Origin of the sequence: Burkholderia sp. WP42 (assembly GCF_000745665.1) — a bacterium.
GTDB lineage: Bacteria > Pseudomonadota > Gammaproteobacteria > Burkholderiales > Burkholderiaceae > Burkholderia > Burkholderia vietnamiensis.
This window is the reverse complement of record NZ_KN050724.1, coordinates 299363-315313: the sequence shown is the minus strand read 5'-3', so window position 1 is coordinate 315313 and position 15951 is coordinate 299363. Positions and strand designations below refer to the sequence as shown.

The window sequence follows — 15951 nt, the reverse complement described above, 5'->3', positions numbered from 1 at the left end:
GCACCCGAAGCACCCGAAGCACCCGAAGCACCCGAAGCACCCGATGCACCCGATGCGCTCGATGCGCTCGATGCGCTCGAAGTGGTCGAGGCGGGCGGCGCAGTCGAAGTGATCAAAGTGCCAGGCGCACCCAAAATGCCCGAAGCGACCGAACCCGCCTCCATCCCCGGCAAATCGACGAGAAACCGCGGCAGCAGCGCGATGCCCGCGCCCGCCACACACGCGCGATGCAGCGCGGCGAGATCGTTCGAGATGAAAGCGAAACGGCGCCCGTCCGCGAAGCGTTCGAGCCACTGCTGCTGCGGCATTTGCGCGAGCGCGTCGTCGTAACCGACGAACGCCCACGTATCGGGCGGCGCGGCGGCCCAGTCGGGCGACGCGCACAGCGCGAAGCGCATCGTGCCGAGCCGGCGGGCGGCCAGGCCCGGCTCGCTCGGCCGCGACAGGCGCACCGCGAGGTCGGCTTCGCGCGCGTACAGGTTGGCCGCATGCATGTCGCCGATCAGGTCGATCCGTAGCGCCGGCCACGCGCGCTGCGCGCGGGCGAGCCGCGGTGCGAGGAAATGACTCGCGAACACCGGCGACGCCGACACGCGCACGACGCCGTCGAGCGTCGCCGCGCCCTGCGCGGCGCGCGCGAACGCATGCACGTCGGCCTCGACGCGCGCCGCATGCTCGGCCAGATGCAGACCTTCGTCGGTCGGCGGCCAGCCGCGCGGCAGCCGGTCGAACAGCCGGATGCCCAGCGCCGACTCCAGCGCGTCGATGCGCCGCGCGACCGTCGAATGCTGGACCTGCAGCGCGCGTGCGGCGGCGGACAAGCTGCCGCCGCGCATCACCGCGAGGAAGTAACGCAGATCGTCCCAGCTCATCGCCGGCTCGGAACCGGTTGGCAGATCGGTCGAATTTTGCACAGTGGATGGGTGAAAAACGAGAATTCCGCTCGATTATGCACGATGGGATGATCGCGTCACTTCATACGAACGCGAGGAATGCCATGACCCGAACTGAAACCGCGATCCGCATCGGAATCGACCGCTACGGCGACGCCGGTGCGCTGCGCCGCGTCGATGCGCCCGTCGCGCCGCCTGGCCCCGGCGAAGTGCGGATTCGCCAGACCGCCGTCGGCGTGAATTTCGTCGACATCTATTTCAGGACGGGCGCGCATCCGTTGCCGGCGCTGCCGGCTGCGCTGGGCGTCGAGGCCGTCGGCGTGGTGGACGCGGTCGGGCCGGGCGTGGACGCCGTCGTCGCCGGCCAGCGGGTCGCCTATGCGGGGTTGCCGACCGGCAGCTACGCGAGCCTGCGCACGCTGCCCGCCGAGCGCGTGGTGCCGGTGCCAGACGGCGTGAGCGACGAAACGGTGGCCGGCGGCCTGTTGAAGGGGATCACCGTCTACATGCTGTTGCACCGCGTGCGGCAGGTGGCGGCCGGCGATAGCGTGCTCGTCCACGCGGCAGCGGGCGGCGTCGGCCTGCTGGCGACGCAGTGGGCGCACGCGCTCGGCGCGCGCGTGATCGGCACGGTCGGCTCGGCGGCCAAGGCCGCGCTGGTGCGCGCGCATGGCGCGCAGGCGGTGGTCGATTACCGTGACGAGGATTTCGTCGCGGCCGCCCGCGCATTCGGCGGCGGCGCGGGCGTCGACTACGCGATCGACGGGATCGGCGGCGACGTGCTGACCCGCACGCTCGGCGCCATCCGCCCGTTCGGGATGGTGGCGAGCATCGGGCAGGTGGCCGCGATCGGCGCGCGACAGACGATCGATCTCGACGAGCTCGGCCCGGCGCGCTCGATCGCATTGGCGCGGCCGAGCGTGCTGGGCTTCATCGCGCGCGACGTGGCCGGCTATCGGGACGCGGCGCACGCGACGCTCGAGTGGTTCGCGCGCGGGATGCACGTGGAGGTCGGCGCGCGGCTGCCGCTAGAACAGGCTGCCGATGCGCACCGCCTGCTTGAATCGAGGCAGACGACCGGCGGCGTGGTGCTGCTGCCGTGAGCGCGGGCGGGCAGGGCTGCCGCTCGAGCAGGCCGCCGCCGCGCATCGCTTGCTCGAATCGAAGCAGACGACCGACGGCGTAGTGATGCTGCCGTGAGCGCGTGCGGCGCGACTGCCGCTCGACCAGGCCGCCGCCGCGCACCGCTTGCTCGAAATGCAGCAGACGACCGGCGGCATGGCCCTGATGCCGTGAGCGCGGCAGGCGCGGTTACCGCTCGACCAAGCCGCCGACGCGCACTGCTTGCTCGAATCGAGGCAGACGACCAGCGGCGTGGTGCTGCCGCCTCGCGCACTTTCCCGCCTCGCGCGACTGCGCCCGGCCGACAGCGCTGCCGCCTCGCGCGCCGCCACCGCCAATTCAACGCCGCGTCCGCAGCGGCGCGCGCTCGACGAACCACGCGAGCACGAACGCGATCGCGATCACGCCCGTCGCCGCGAGGTACACACCGTGCAGCGAGCCGGCGAACGCATGCAGGTACGCGTCGCGCACCGCGGCCGGCAACTGCTGGACGGCCGTCGGCCCGAGCGCGGCCGGCAGCGTCACGTTGGCCGGCAGCGCTTGCTCGAGCCGCGACTGCAGCCCGTGCGAGAACAGCGCGCCGAACGCGGCCACGCCGAGCGAGCCGCCGATCGAGCGGAACAGCGTCGCACCGGAGGTCGCGACGCCCATGTGCTGGAATTCGACGGCGTTCTGCACGGCGAGCGTCAGCACCGGCATCACCATGCCGAGCCCGATGCCGAGCAGCGCCATGTACGCGTAGATCGTATGCAGCGACGTGTCGAGCGACAGCGTCGACAGCAGCGCCATCGCGACACCGCCGAGCAGCGTTCCGGCGATCGGAAACGGCCGATAGGTGCCGAACCGCGCGATCAGCCGGCCGCTCGCCACCGACATCGTCAGCATCCCGCCCATCATCGGCAGCAGCTGCAAGCCGGCCTGCGACGGCGTCGAGCCCTTGACGACCTGCAGATAGAGCGGAATGAACGTGACGGAGCCGAACAGCGCGATGCCGACGACAAAGCCGATCAGGCTCATCAGCACGAAGGTGCGCTGACGGAACAACTCGAGCGGCATGATCGGCTCGGCCGCGAGCCGCTCCTCGTAGACGAAGCCGCCGATCGCGACCGCGCCGAGCACGAGCGTCAGCCACAGTTGCGGCGACGACCACGGCAGCAGCGAACCGCCTTCGCTGGTGAACAGGATCACGCAGGTGAGCGCCGTCGCGAGGAACGCGGCGCCCATGTAGTCGATCCGGTGCTTGACGGGCGCCGCCTGCGGGCGGAACGCGACGCCGATCACCGCGAGCGCGAGCGCGCCGAGCGGCAGGTTGATCGTGAAGATCCAGCGCCACGACAGGTGCTCGACGAGGAAGCCGCCGAGCAGCGGCCCGACGATGGTGGCGAGGCCGTAGACGCCGCCGAACATCCCCTGGTAGCGCGCACGGCGATCGGGCGGCGCCAGGTCGCCGATCGCCGCCATCGTGACGACCATCAGCCCGCCGCCGCCGAGCCCTTGCAGCGCGCGCAGCACGATCAGCTGCGGCATGTCCTGCGCGATGCCGCATAGCGCGGAGCCTGCGAGGAACAGCGCGATCGCGGCCTGCAGCACGACTTTGCGGCCGTAGAGGTCGCCGAGCTTGCCGTACAGCGGCAGCACGACCGTCGACGACAGCAGGTACGCGGTGACGACCCACGACAGCCGGTCGAGGCCGCCGAGCTCGCCGACGATGGTCGGCAGTGCGGTCGACACGATCGTCTGGTCGAGCGCGGACAGCAGCATGACGAGCAGCAGCGCGGCGACGATCGGCCCGCTCGGCGCGTCGCGGCCGGCCGCGGCGGTGGGCGGGACAGCAACGAGAGTATTGGTTTCCATTGAAATATCTGCCTTGGCAGTGAATCGGTCGAAATATAGGCGTATTCCGTTGTCCGATCAATGATCGTCGTGGCTCGAATTGTGGCAGCGGTAACGGGAGATTTCAGGTCAGATGAATTGACCGAGATCAGTGTGCAAGCACACTTCGCACTCAAGTTTTTTGCAGGGAAACCGTAATAAAGAATGCCGCGGTCCGATTGCCGCGGCATTTTTCATCGCTCACTCCCGACATGATGAACCTGAACGCCCTGTTTTCCCGCTTTTCGATCCGTACGCGGATCTTTTCCACGCTCGGCCTGGTGGCCGTGCTGCTCGTCGTGTCGGGCCTGATCGGCCTTGCCGGGATGCAGAGTTCGAACCGCGCGCTCGACGAGGCCTATACGCGTCAGCTGGTCGCGAAGACGGCGCTGTCCGCGGCGAACCTGAACCTGACGATCGTGCGCACCACGCTCGACCGCGCGCTCATGCACCCGGACGCGCCCGAGGTGCCCGAGCTCGTCGGCAAGGCCGAAGGTTATCTCGCGAAAGCCGACGCGGCGTGGCGCACCTACGCGGCGATGCCGCACGACGGCGACGAAGCTCCGCTCGCGAGCCGGCTCGACGCCGCCCGCCAGGCGCTGATCGGGCAGGCGCTGAAGCCGATGATCGACGCGATGCGCGGCGGCCGCCGCGACGACGCCGACCGGCTGCTGATGACGGTCGCGCCGCCGCTGTCGGTCGCGCTCGCGCAGGCGACCGATGCGCTGGACGCATACCAGGCGGCGCGCGGCAAGGACGTCTACGACACCGCGCAGACCTATTACGGCTGGATGCGCATCGGCGCGCTCGCCGGCATCGCGTTCGGGCTGGCCGCCTGCTTCGGCTGCGCGGTCGGGCTGCATTTCGCGATCACGCAGCCGGTGAACCGGCTGCTCGCGCATTTCCGCCGCCTGTCGGACGGCGATCTGACGGCCGAGCTGCACTGGTCGTCGCGCGACGAGATGGCCGAGCTGGTCAAGGGCGTGACGGGGATGCAGCGTAGTCTCGCCGATACGGTGCGCCAGGTCAGCCGCGGCTCCGAATCGATCTCGACCGCCACGCACCAGATCGCGGCCGGCAACACGGACCTGTCGCAGCGCACCGAGGAGCAGGCGTCGGCGTTGCAGCAGACGGCCGCGAGCATGGAACAACTGACGGCCACCGTGAAGCAGAACGCCGATCACGCGGTCGAGGCGCAGGCATGTGCGGACAACGCGAGCGAGATCGCGACGCGCGGCGCGACGGTCGTCGGCGAGGTGATCGGCACGATGAACGAGATCGACCAGAGCTCGCAGAAGGTCGCCGACATCATCGGCACCATCGAAGGCATTGCGTTCCAGACCAACATTCTCGCGCTGAACGCGGCGGTCGAAGCCGCGCGGGCGGGCGAGCAGGGCCGCGGCTTCGCCGTGGTCGCGGGCGAGGTGCGCACGCTCGCGCAGCGCTCGGCGTCGGCCGCGAAGGAAATCCGCACGCTGATCGGCGAGTCGGTCGAGCGCGTCTCGACGGGCTCGAAACTGGTCGGCGTGGCCGGTGCGACGATGCAGGACATCCAGCAGGCGATCGGCCGCGTGACCGGCATCATGACCGAGATCGCGGCAGCGTCGAACGAGCAGCGCGACGGCATCGAGCAGGTGAACCGCGCGGTGTCGCAGATGGACGAGGTGTCGCAGCAGAACGCGGCGCTGGTCGAGCAGGCCGCGGCCGCCGCGGCGTCGCTCGAAGAGCAGGCGGAAGGTCTGCGTCGGGCGGTGGGGACGTTCCGGGTCGCGTGACGCATCGGGCGCCGGCGCATGCAGCGGCCGGCGCGGCTGCCGGCGTGCCGTTGTTGGCGTCGCCGGGGTCGCCGGGGCAGCCGTGCGTCAAGCGGCCGGCAGTTGCGCAGCCGCGCGCGCCGACGCGACGAGCAGCAGCTTCATCGTCGCGCGGGTCGCGCCGACGAACAGCTTGCGGGCCGCGCGCGCATCGAGCGTGTCGAAGTCGACCTCGGTGAGGATCACGCAGGGCGCCGATTGCCCCTTGAACCGGTAGATCGAATCGAGGAGCACGTCGCCTTCGCGGTATTCAGGGTTGCCGAACAGGTCGTACTTCCCCGTGAACCGTTTCAGCCGGTGCGGGCCGAGCTGGTCGAGCCGCGCCAGCACCGAGCTCTCGCGGCCGCGATACGACAGCACGGCGATGTCCTGCTTGCGAAAGCCGAGCGACAGCGCGTGCGTGATCGCGCGCTTGGTCGCGTCGATGCACGCGTCGGCGAGCGCGTCGTCGGACGCGCCGGCTTCCCCGTATGACGACACGGCCGGATCGGAACCGTCGAACGGGCTGCCGGAGCGCAGCTCGGCCGCGAGTGGCTCCACCCGGCCGACGACGTCGCGCACGAATTCGAGCAGGTCGCGCGGGCTGCGATAGTTGGTCAACGCCTTCAGCGTGACCCAGCCCGGCAGCGCGACGGGCTCGCGCAGATACAGGTTCTGCAGCGGATCTTCCAGCCACCACCAGGCGCCGTTCGGCGCGAGCAGGCGCTCGAGGGCCGTCGCCCATGGCGCGTGGAAATCCTGACCTTCGTCGACGATCAGCACGTCGAAGCGCCAGCGCTCCGTCACGGGCGTTTCGGCGAAGCGCGCCTCGAGCCGTTCGAACGCGCCGGGCGCGTCGAAGTCGGGCGTATAGCCGCCGTCGCGGGCGACCCAGTCGCACAGCTGATGGTAGTTCGCGATCGTCGCGCCGGGCGGCGCGATGCGTGCGATGTAGTCGGCGAGCGGCCGGTTGAAGCACACGTAGAGCACGCGCTTGCCGGCCGCGAGCGCGTCGCGCATCGCCTGCACCGCGAGCTGGGTCTTGCCCGAACCGGCCGTGCCCGTCACGCGCAATCGGAACGGCGTGAACTCGAGCTGGCGCGCCCATGCGGCGAGCCCGCCCGACAGCCGCGTGACCAGCGTGCCGGCCTGGCCGACGAGCGCGCTGGTATCGGGTGTGAGCGCGAGCTCGTCCGCGAAGAAGTGATGCAGCTTCGCGGCGTTCGGCAACGGCGCGTCGTCGTCGGGGAGAATCTGCTGGATGACCTGCGCGAGCTGCGCCTTGCGCGAGGCATCGACGATGCGGTCCGCCGGGACGCCGGCGATCGCCGTGTCGCGGATCGCGTAGTCGGGGCAGTACAGCAGCGCATCGACGCCGTAGACGCCCGCGCCGAGCGCGGCCGTCAGCCGCCGGTGCAGCGTTTCCTGCGTGCACGCGAGCTGGATCGGGACGTTGCGCTCCTTCTGCAGGTAGACCTTGACGAGGCCCTTCGGCGTTTCGCGCAGGAAGCCTGCCTTCTGCTCGATCAGCAGCACGCGGCCCGCTGCGCTGACGACCACGAAGGCCGCTTCGCCGAACACCGAGAAGCCCTGGTCGGCGCGCGTCCAGTGGACGCCGTGATAGACGGTGTAGGTGTCCGGCAGCGCGTGTTCGAGCGCGGCGAGCGTCTCGCGCTCGCGTTCGGCCGCGCCGGTGGCGGCAAGGCTTTTCCAGTCGTCGGGAATCAGGCGGGCCATGAAGTCGGGCGGCGAAGGCCGGTCGTGAACGGAATCCGGCCATTGTACTGACGAACCCGTGCGCCACCGCCGAGCGGCCTGCGCCGGCTGCCCGTCAGCGCAGGCCGGCGCTCAACTGCGGGCCAGCCGCTTCGCGAGATCGGCGCTGAGAATCGCCATGCGCGCGGGCTTTTCGTAGCAGACGACGTCGAACGCGCGGATCACTTCGCTGATGTCCGCTTCGCTCGCGCGACCGGTCAGCAGGTCGCCGGTCAGCACGAAGATCGGGGCGCCTGGATTGTCGGACGTGCGCACCGCCTTGATCGCGGTGGCGGCCGTGCCGTCGTCGAACCGCCATTCGGTGACGACCGCATCGAACGCCTGGCCCTGCAGCGCGTCGACGAACGGCGCGAGGCCGTCGAACGCGGCGGTGGCGAAGCCTTGCCGTTCGAGATAGCGGCACAGTTCGGTCGCGCTGACGCGGTCGGGATCGATCACCGCGACGATCAGCTTGTCGCTTTCGGCGCGGCGCGGATATATCTCGATCTTGTGCACGTCGTACGCGTTTTGATACAGCACGCCGGTGTGGCGCAGCACGCGCCAGCGGCCGTTCTGTTCGTAGGCGACGAATTCGGGGCGGGCGCCCGCTTCGAGCGGCGCGCCGATCCACGCGGTGCATGGAATTTCGGCGACGCCCGCATAGAGCACGGCTTCCTGTGAACAGGCGCCGACCATGCCGGGGTCGAGCGTTTGCGCGCCGAACAGTTGGGCGGCGGGCTCGCCATAGGCTTCGGCGACTTTCTTGATCTGCGAGAGCGTCCAGGGGCTGCTGCCGCGCAGTTTGCGGTGACCCTGCGAAAAACTCAGGTCGAGGATGCGGCACAGCTCGGTGGTCTGCTGGCGCTTGCCGATGCCGTTGCGGGTCATCAACTCGCGCACGCGCTCGGCAACCGCGAGGGAATCCGTGGTGATTGCTTCAGTGGTCATGCTACGGGAACGGATCGTGACGTTCAGAACGACGCCTTGCGGCAGTCTCGGCGGACAGTCTTGAGGACGTCCAGGGGCGAGCCGACCGGCCACGCGCGGAAACGATAACTTTACCGCAAAACTGCGGCCATTCCGTGGCCGAAAAGATGGGTTTCTGTGAAAGGTGTGTCACGACGTTACGCGATGCGCACCGCTTCGGGGCATGCATAACGGTCGGCGCCGGGCCCGGGTGCGCCGCGTAGGCCTCGGCGCGCAGCGGCGCAGCATGCGGCCCTTTTTCGATGAAATCCTCTAGCGCAACCGATGAAGTTACAGTTGCCGGGCGCTGCGTGCACGAGCCGCACGCCATGCTACGATTTCGCTCGTCTCAAAACAGATCGAAGCGATGCAGAAAAAGTTTGTGATGCGCGGGTATGAGATGAACTGCGAGCCGCGCGTGACCGAGAACGGCAAATATGCCGCGCAAGTCGAGGTGACGAAGCTGGGTTTCAGCCGCGAGGCCGCATTCCGCAAGCTGGGCGAATTCGACACCGAAGCCGAAGCCGTCGCCTACGCGAAGAAATTCTCGGAAGAATGGTTAAGCCGCTACGCATAGCGCGCCGACGGGTTGCGGAACCCTCGGGCAGTACGCTCTCCTGACAGCCGAACGCGTTCAACGAAGCCAGCCATGCCAGGCGTGCCACGTGCGTCACCGACGCGCGCCCGCCGTATCACGCGATCGCCTTGATTCATTCCATATGGTTGCGAATGGCGACGTAAATTTGTAGATTGATCGGATGAATCGCCGGTATCGGCCGATGATTGGTAGAACGACACGCAACGGGAGACCGTCAATGTCAGCCTTGTGCATGCAGACCATCGTTCACGGCAGGACCGTCCAGGTCGTGCTCTCACCCGAGCGGCGAACCGCCAGGATCCACATCGTCGACGACGAATCGGGAAGCTATCCGCCGCGCACGATCAGCATCGAACGGTACTTGAGCGCCGGGATGACCGACGAGCAGATCGCGCGGCATGTTCTCGAAGTCGTCACGATGTCGGTCGAGCAACTCGCCAGATTGCAGCCGTTCGACCGCGCGAGCGGAAACCGCAACCGCACGCGCCATAGCCACTGATTCGGGTCGCGCCCGAATGGTGGCGTTTGCCGCCGGAGACTCCTTCCACGATTCACGCGCATCGCCGTATGCGGCACCGCATACGGCGAGCATTGCCGCGACTATCAGGTCTGCGTCTGCGGCTGCGCGCTGCCGGCATCGGCGGCCGTCGCGCCGAACCATTGACCGCACTGCGCGTATGGCTCGTTGCGGTCGTGCGCGAGCGCGGGCGGACGACCGCTCGTGCGGCGGCGGCGGGCGCCACTCGCGCCGAACGCGTCGAGCATCGCGAGCCCGCGCGGCGTCAGATGCGCGCGCCGATCGCCGTCGGCGCGATGTTCTAGCATGATCAATTGGCGTGCGAGCAGCGTGTCGATTTCGGCACGGCCGTTGTCCAGTTGATCCGGAGAATGACGGATCAGCATCAAGGTCGCAAATTCGTGTGGACTCAGCATGTTCGTCTCTCGTGTCAAAGCATCGCCTGGCGGCAACCCGATGCGCGACGAACCGGTGCGCTACCGTGCCGTTGCCTGCCTGGCCGATAACCCATCGAAGCACGCAGCGCGAGAACCGCGACTGCGTCGAGCGACACCTAAAATAGGTCACGCGTTGCGAATTTCAAGGGGCCGGCCGCTTTCGAAAGAATGGGAGGTTTCATGGACCTTTTCGACATCGTGAACGAGCAGATCGACGCCGTTCGACTGCCGCTCTATGCCGTGACCGTGACCGCCGCCGCACGTGCCGACACGCCGTTGATCGCGATCCTGCACTGGCATGGCTTGCTGCGCGAAACGCCGCTCGCGCTGCCCGGCATCGACGTGCCGCCGCGCCCGGTGCCCGGCAGCGCGATCCAGTTCGAGCGCCCGGGGCCGGCGCTCGAATCCGTCGAGGCGATGCTGCTCGATGCGGCATGGCGGTTGGGCGCATGGGAGCTCGAGCGCGTCGAGCGGCGCGCGTGCAATACGCTCGGCGCGTCGGCCGGCGAAGCGCTCGCGTGTCGCCAGGCGTTCGGCGACTACGGCGATTACGGTGCCGGCGCGTGCGTCGAGCATCATCTGGTCGACGGCGCGCCGGAGCGCGACGCGCTGATGCAAGTGGCCGCGCGCAAAGGCTACGCACGCTGGATGTTCCGTCCGGTCAAGGGCGGCCTCTGGCGCACGCTCGACGAACCCGACGACACACTCGATGCGGACGGCGGCCGACAGCCGCCGTGCCCGATCTTGCCGCGGCCATAGCGGCCGTCGCTGCAGCGCGCGGCGCCTGTTCGCTACCGGCTGGGCGAGGTGCGCCGCATCCTGATCCGTTGAAACATTTTGTTACAAACGCATCGTGCGCGCGGGTCTTGAAGCGCGTTCGCTCGCCACTATTTCGCTTTTCGCCGATCGACGGCACGACAGCGCATCGCGGTTTTCGCCGGTGGCTGCGCTGCCGGATTCCCTTATTCAGGTGATCTCATCGCTCAGGAGATGAAAATGCAGATTCGTCCCCTCTACGACCGGGTTATCGTCAAACGAATCGAACAGCAGCGGACGACGGCGTCGGGCATCGTCATTCCCGATTCCGCCGCGGAAAAGCCCGAACAGGGCGAAGTCATTGCAGTCGGCAGCGGCCGGCTGCTGCAGGACGGCTCGCAGCAGCCGTTGCAGCTCAAGGTCGGCGACCGGGTTCTATTCGGCAAATATGCAGGCCAGACCGTCAAGGTGGACGGCGAGGAACTGCTCGTCATGCGCGAAGAGGACGTGATGGGCGTGCTCGAACCGGCATCGCCGGCTGCCCGCAAGGCGGCCTGAAGCGCGATGCGTCCGCGCCGCGCCGGCAGGCGGCCGGCGAGCGCGGCATTCCGTTCAACGACTTTACCCGGAGCAACGAAATGACTGCAAAAGACGTGAAATTCCGCGACGGTGCGCGTAGCCAGATCGTCAAGGGCGTGAATGTCCTCGCCGACGCGGTGAAGGTGACGCTCGGCCCGAAGGGCCGCAACGTGGTGATCGAACGCAGCTTCGGCGCGCCCGTCATCACGAAGGACGGCGTGTCGGTCGCGAAGGAAATCGAGCTGAAGGACCGCTTCGAGAACATGGGCGCGCAGATCGTCAAGCAGGTCGCGTCGAAGACGGCCGACGTGGCCGGCGACGGCACGACGACCGCCACCGTGCTCGCCCAGGCGATCGTGCAGGAAGGGATGAAGCACGTCGCGGCCGGCATGAACCCGATGGACCTGAAACGCGGCATCGACAAGGCCGTCGGCGCGGTGCTCGATGAGCTGCGCACACTGTCGCGGCCGATCTCGACGCACAAGGAGATCGCGCAGGTCGGCGCCATTTCCGCGAACGCGGACGACGCGATCGGCAAGATCATCGCGGACGCGATGGAGAAGGTCGGCAAGGAAGGCGTGATCACGGTGGAGGACGGCAAGTCGCTCGACAACGAACTCGACGTCGTCGAAGGCATGCAGTTCGATCGCGGCTACATCAGCCCGTACTTCATCAACGATCCGGAGAAGCAGGCCGCGTATCTCGACGACGCGCTGATCCTGCTGCACGACAAGAAGATCTCGAACATTCGCGACCTGCTGCCGATCCTCGAAGCGGCGTCGAAGTCCGGCAAGCCGCTGCTGATCGTCGCCGAAGACGTCGAAGCCGAAGCGCTCGCGACGCTCGTCGTGAACGCGATGCGCGGCATCCTGAAGGTGGCCGCGGTCAAGGCGCCGGGCTTCGGCGACCGGCGCAAGGCGATGCTCGAGGACATCGCGATCCTGACCGGCGCGACGGTGATCTCGGAGGAAACCGGCAAGCAGCTCGACAAGGCGACGCTCGACGATCTCGGTAGCGCGAAACGCGTCGAGGTGCGCAAGGACGACACGATCATCATCGACGGCGCCGGCGACGCCGCGCGTATCGACGCGCGCGTGAAGTCGATCCGCGTGCAGATCGACGAAGCGACGAGCGACTACGATCGCGAGAAGCTGCAGGAGCGTGTCGCGAAGCTCGCGGGCGGCGTCGCCGTGATCAAGGTCGGCGCGGTCACCGAAGTCGAGATGAAGGAGAAGAAGGACCGCGTCGACGATGCGCTGCATGCGACGCGCGCGGCGGTCGAGGAGGGCATCGTGCCGGGCGGCGGCGTCGCGCTGCTGCGTGCGCGCGCGGCGCTGACGGACCTGAAGGGCGCGAACGGCGATCAGGATGCCGGCATCCGCATCGTGCTGCGCGCGCTCGAAGCGCCGCTGCGCGTGATCGCGTCGAACGCGGGCGACGAACCGTCGGTGGTGATCGCGAAGGTGCTGGAAGGCAGCGGCAACTTCGGGTACAACGCGGCGACCGGCGAGTACGGCGATCTGGTGGAGGCCGGCGTCGTCGATCCGACCAAGGTCACGCGCACCGCATTGCAGAACGCGGCGTCGATCGCCGGCCTCGTGCTGACGACCGATGCGACCGTCGCCGACGCACCGAAGGACGAACGCGCTGAAGCCGCGCCGTCCCCCGAGCTCGGTTACTGAACGCGCCGACACTGGCGCCGCCGCTGGCCGGCGCGGCACGGTTCGGTGCGCGCGATAGGCGCGCGCACCGTCTTTTTCATGTTGCAGAGACCGATCATGAAACTTCAGCTGTCGATCGATTCGAAGCCGCTGCACATCGAGATCGACGATGTCGTCGCGGGGCTGCTCGCCGCGCGGCTCGGCCTGCCGCCGGACGGCGACCACCGCGATGCGGTGGCCCGCTACCTCGGCGACGCGGCCGGCCCGTGGACCCTCGACGACGCGCACATGCGCAAGCGCGTGATGCGTCGCCTGATTCTCGACGTCGCGGATCCGACGCTCGTCATTCAGTACCTGATGGCCGACCAGTCCGAGCCCGGCGCAGCGGGCGCGTGATCGCGAGGCTCGGCGCCGTCAGCGTTTCGCGGGCGCGTCGGTCTCATCGCGGGCGAGATAGGTGCGCACGACGCCCGCCATGTTGTGTTCGAGCCACGCGGCCATCGCCTGCTCCTCGGGCAGGATCCGCTCGCAGATCGTCATCGTCTCGCGGTCGCCGACGAAGCGTGCCGCTTCGATCAGGTTGCGATACGCGGCGATTTCGAAATGCTCGAAGGTGTAGCTCGCCATGCCGCCCTTGACGATCTCGTCGGAGGCGAACATGCCCGCGAGGCCCTGCACCCACGCCATCGTCTTGGCGCCGACGTCCTTCATCGTCGACACCGATCCGCCGCGCCGTTCGATGCAGCCGCGTATCAGGCGTGCCTGCTCGCGCGTTTCTTCGATGTGTTGCTCGATGCGCCGCTTCAGATCCGGATAGTGGTCGATCCGACCGGCCATCGACGTGAGCATCGTCTCAGCCTGTTCTTCCATCGCGTGCGCGTCGCGCAGCCAGTCCATCAGGTTTTCCTCTGCTGCGGTCGTGTCCGTGGTCATTGCGTTCTCTCCGTTCGATTGGGTGAAGCGGCGTTCCGCTCGCAAGCGCACGTCCGTCGCGTGATGGTTCATGCGTCATCGGGTTCGTCGGCCGCGCCCGGCTGCGGCGTCGGTGCGCCAGAGCCGAGCTCCGCGCCGGTCAGCGGATCGCTGTTGCGGTCCGATGCCAGCCGTTGCGACATCGCGTCGATCGCGTCTGCCTGCTCCGGTTCCAGCATGCCCTCCGCAATGCCGGTGCCGCCGTCGACCGCAGGCTCGCCGGGACGAATCTCCAGGCCGGCGCCGTGATTCCACGGGCCGACCAGCGCGGCAGCGTCCGGCTGCATGCGGAAGTACACGCGGTCGTAGGGCTCGACCGGCGGCAGCTTGCCCGGCGGGAAGTTCGCGGTGATCGCGTACAGCGCCTTCTCGAACGACTTCTGATGCGATACCTCGCGCGTCATCAGGAAGCCGAGCGCGTCGCGGATGCCGGGATCGTCGGTCACGTTGATGAGCCGCTCGTAGATGATTTTCGCGCGCGCTTCGGCCGCGATGTTCGAGCGCAGGTCGGCGGTCGGCTCGCCGATCGTGTCGATGTACGCGGCCGTCCACGGCACGCCGCCCGAATTGGTGAGCGGCGTGCCGGCGCCGTACAGCAGCTGCGTCACGTGGCTGTCGTTGCCCGCGCCGTGCAGCTTGCGGTACAGCTCGGCCTGCTCGTCGACGGCCTCGGCGAGTTCGCCCTTCGCGCCGCGATTGAGCATCGCGACCAGCGAGCCGATCACTTCGAGGTGGCTCAGCTCCTCGGTGGCGATGTCGAACAGCATGTCCTTGCGGCCCGGATCCTCCTCGGTGACCGCCTGCGTGAAATAGCGCATCGCGGCGGCGAGTTCGCCCTGCGGGCCGCCGAACTGTTCGAGCAGCAGGTTCGCGAGCCCCGGATTGGGCGCATCGACGCGCACCGTGTACTGAAGCCGTGTGTTGTGAATGAACATGAAGTCTCCATGAAGTGGGTTGCGCGTGAAGATCCGCGATGGCCGTACAGCAGGAAGCGATCCCGCAGTCGATCGAGCGGCCGGTTCGTCGCTCGAGCGGTTGCCGCGCAGAGCGTCTGCGCTCGCTGCGCGACGAGCGGCGTGTTCGCGAACGTAGGTGCGGTTCAACGGAGCCTGAGCGGCGCGTGACGCCGCGCGAACGCGTCGTAGTGATGCGCGTAGCGATCGGACGATGACGGTGCGGTTCGGCGCAATGACCTGTGCGGGCCGGCAAACGCTTGTGCCGCTACGGCAAAGTTCGTGGCCGTTTGAGGCGCTTTCGCGATGCGGGGAAGACGAGACGCGAGCGGCGCTTTCGCGATGCGTGCAAGCGTCGGCGGATTTTTCAAGCGCTTGTCATTTCGCTTACGCGCGGCAGAAGCAGCTTTATTGGAAGAGTCGATGCGGGGTTGCGTGTGGCCGGGCACGGCAGCCGGCCGGTGGGAAGGCAAGCCCGCGGTTTTCGCAGGCTTGCGTGCTTATCGCGCCTTCAGCATTTCGTCGGCGAGCCGATAGGCGGTAACGGCGCGCTTCGATTCATAGTCGGCGATGGACGACACGTTGCGACCGGCATCGCGCGACAACAGTCCTTGCAGTGCCGCGGCTGCGAAAAAATCGCGCAGATCGGGCATCGGCTGCTGCTCCGGTTGCGGCGCAGGCACGTCGATCGGCGGCGCGGGCTTCCAGAAGGTGGGCGAAGGCTCGGCGGCTTTCGCTACGGAAGCGGGTTTTCTGATGCTCACATCCTGGGACGGCGGCGTCATTTCTTCCCCTTCGATCGGATATCAGTTCGCGAAACAACGTAAGTCCTCGTTTTGCTCGGAGAGCGGCGTATTTTTTGTGTTTTGAAGAAGTACTAACCGATGGATCGACGCGAATATTCGCCGGTTATGCCGATCTCGTCAAAGAAAATAAATGAGTCCCGGCAGGCGGTGTGGCGCAGCACGTTTCGTTCCCGGCCGCGGCAAGGACGACATACGGTGCGCCGCGCGTGATTGATGGTATGGCCGTGCGAGTGACGTCGCTGTGACACGTGCAACGTGCGATGGCGAACAG

At 67.8% G+C, this 15951-nt stretch carries 15 protein-coding genes and 1 pseudogene; 8 read left to right on the top strand and 8 right to left on the bottom strand.

Annotated elements, in window-relative coordinates; translation table 11 throughout:
- Positions 1-872, bottom strand: an 872-nt coding sequence (locus EX20_RS26040) for a LysR family transcriptional regulator (RefSeq protein ID WP_231572299.1), incomplete at its 3' end; no start/stop codon positions are given.
- Positions 873-997: 125 nt separating this feature from the next.
- Between EX20_RS26040 and EX20_RS26035 the strand changes: the two genes are divergently transcribed.
- Positions 998-1996 (top strand): quinone oxidoreductase family protein, encoded by a 999-nt coding sequence (locus EX20_RS26035; RefSeq protein ID WP_034195218.1) that lies wholly within the window; start codon positions 998-1000, stop codon positions 1994-1996.
- Positions 1997-2354: 358 nt separating this feature from the next.
- Here the strand turns inward: EX20_RS26035 and EX20_RS26030 are convergent, their stop codons facing one another.
- A complete protein-coding gene (locus EX20_RS26030) occupies positions 2355-3869 on the bottom strand; it encodes an MDR family MFS transporter (RefSeq protein WP_034195217.1) in 1515 nt (504 codons plus the stop codon).
- A 233-nt stretch (positions 3870-4102) separates the two neighbouring features.
- Here EX20_RS26030 and EX20_RS26025 point away from each other — a divergent pair, with 233 nt between their 5' ends.
- Positions 4103-5662 carry a methyl-accepting chemotaxis protein gene (locus tag EX20_RS26025; RefSeq protein WP_034195279.1) on the top strand — a complete coding sequence of 520 codons (1560 nt, stop codon included), beginning with the start codon at positions 4103-4105 and terminating at the stop codon, positions 5660-5662.
- Between the two features lie 87 nt (positions 5663-5749).
- Here the strand turns inward: EX20_RS26025 and EX20_RS26020 are convergent, their stop codons facing one another.
- Both EX20_RS26020 and EX20_RS26015 read right to left on the bottom strand, forming a co-directional pair.
- A complete protein-coding gene (locus tag EX20_RS26020) occupies positions 5750-7417 on the bottom strand; it encodes an ATP-binding domain-containing protein (RefSeq protein WP_034195216.1) in 1668 nt (555 codons plus the stop codon).
- A gap of 111 nt (positions 7418-7528) precedes the next feature.
- The gene (locus EX20_RS26015; protein WP_011882463.1) at positions 7529-8383 is read right to left on the bottom strand and encodes a helix-turn-helix domain-containing protein; all 855 of its coding nucleotides are present in this window, start codon (positions 8381-8383) and stop codon (positions 7529-7531) included.
- Between the two features lie 385 nt (positions 8384-8768).
- Here EX20_RS26015 and EX20_RS26010 point away from each other — a divergent pair, with 385 nt between their 5' ends.
- Both EX20_RS26010 and EX20_RS26005 read left to right on the top strand, forming a co-directional pair.
- On the top strand, positions 8769-8978 hold the full coding sequence (locus EX20_RS26010) for a hypothetical protein (protein ID WP_034195215.1): 210 nt from the start codon (positions 8769-8771) through the stop codon (positions 8976-8978).
- A 238-nt stretch (positions 8979-9216) separates the two neighbouring features.
- The gene (locus EX20_RS26005; protein ID WP_034195214.1) at positions 9217-9498 is read left to right on the top strand and encodes a hypothetical protein; all 282 of its coding nucleotides are present in this window, start codon (positions 9217-9219) and stop codon (positions 9496-9498) included.
- Between the two features lie 104 nt (positions 9499-9602).
- Here EX20_RS26005 and EX20_RS26000 read toward each other — a convergent pair whose 3' ends face one another.
- A complete protein-coding gene (locus EX20_RS26000; protein WP_034195213.1) occupies positions 9603-9932 on the bottom strand; it encodes a hypothetical protein in 330 nt (109 codons plus the stop codon).
- 201 nt (positions 9933-10133) lie between these two features.
- On the opposite strand from EX20_RS26000, the pseudogene EX20_RS25995 reads away from it, so the two are divergent.
- From EX20_RS25995 to EX20_RS25980, 4 genes and pseudogenes are all read left to right on the top strand, one after another.
- A pseudogene (locus EX20_RS25995) lies at positions 10134-10784 on the top strand (diguanylate cyclase).
- Between the two features lie 165 nt (positions 10785-10949).
- Positions 10950-11267 (top strand): co-chaperone GroES, encoded by a 318-nt coding sequence (locus EX20_RS25990; RefSeq protein WP_034195278.1) that lies wholly within the window; start codon positions 10950-10952, stop codon positions 11265-11267.
- 80 nt (positions 11268-11347) lie between these two features.
- On the top strand, positions 11348-12970 hold the full coding sequence (groL, locus tag EX20_RS25985) for a chaperonin GroEL (protein WP_034195211.1): 1623 nt from the start codon (positions 11348-11350) through the stop codon (positions 12968-12970).
- A gap of 96 nt (positions 12971-13066) precedes the next feature.
- Positions 13067-13345 (top strand): hypothetical protein, encoded by a 279-nt coding sequence (locus EX20_RS25980; RefSeq protein ID WP_034195210.1) that lies wholly within the window; start codon positions 13067-13069, stop codon positions 13343-13345.
- An 18-nt stretch (positions 13346-13363) separates the two neighbouring features.
- On the opposite strand, the gene EX20_RS25975 is transcribed toward EX20_RS25980, so the two are convergent.
- The 3 genes from EX20_RS25975 to EX20_RS25965 all read right to left on the bottom strand — a co-directional run bounded on the left by EX20_RS25975 (position 13364) and on the right by EX20_RS25965 (position 15659).
- The gene (locus EX20_RS25975) at positions 13364-13882 is read right to left on the bottom strand and encodes a ferritin-like domain-containing protein (RefSeq protein WP_011882455.1); all 519 of its coding nucleotides are present in this window, start codon (positions 13880-13882) and stop codon (positions 13364-13366) included.
- Between the two features lie 68 nt (positions 13883-13950).
- Positions 13951-14856 carry a manganese catalase family protein gene (locus EX20_RS25970; protein ID WP_011882454.1) on the bottom strand — a complete coding sequence of 302 codons (906 nt, stop codon included), beginning with the start codon at positions 14854-14856 and terminating at the stop codon, positions 13951-13953.
- Positions 14857-15374: 518 nt separating this feature from the next.
- Positions 15375-15659, bottom strand: coding sequence for a hypothetical protein (locus EX20_RS25965; RefSeq protein WP_014725235.1), 285 nt, complete (start codon positions 15657-15659; stop codon positions 15375-15377).
- Between the last annotated feature and the right edge of the window lie 292 nt (positions 15660-15951).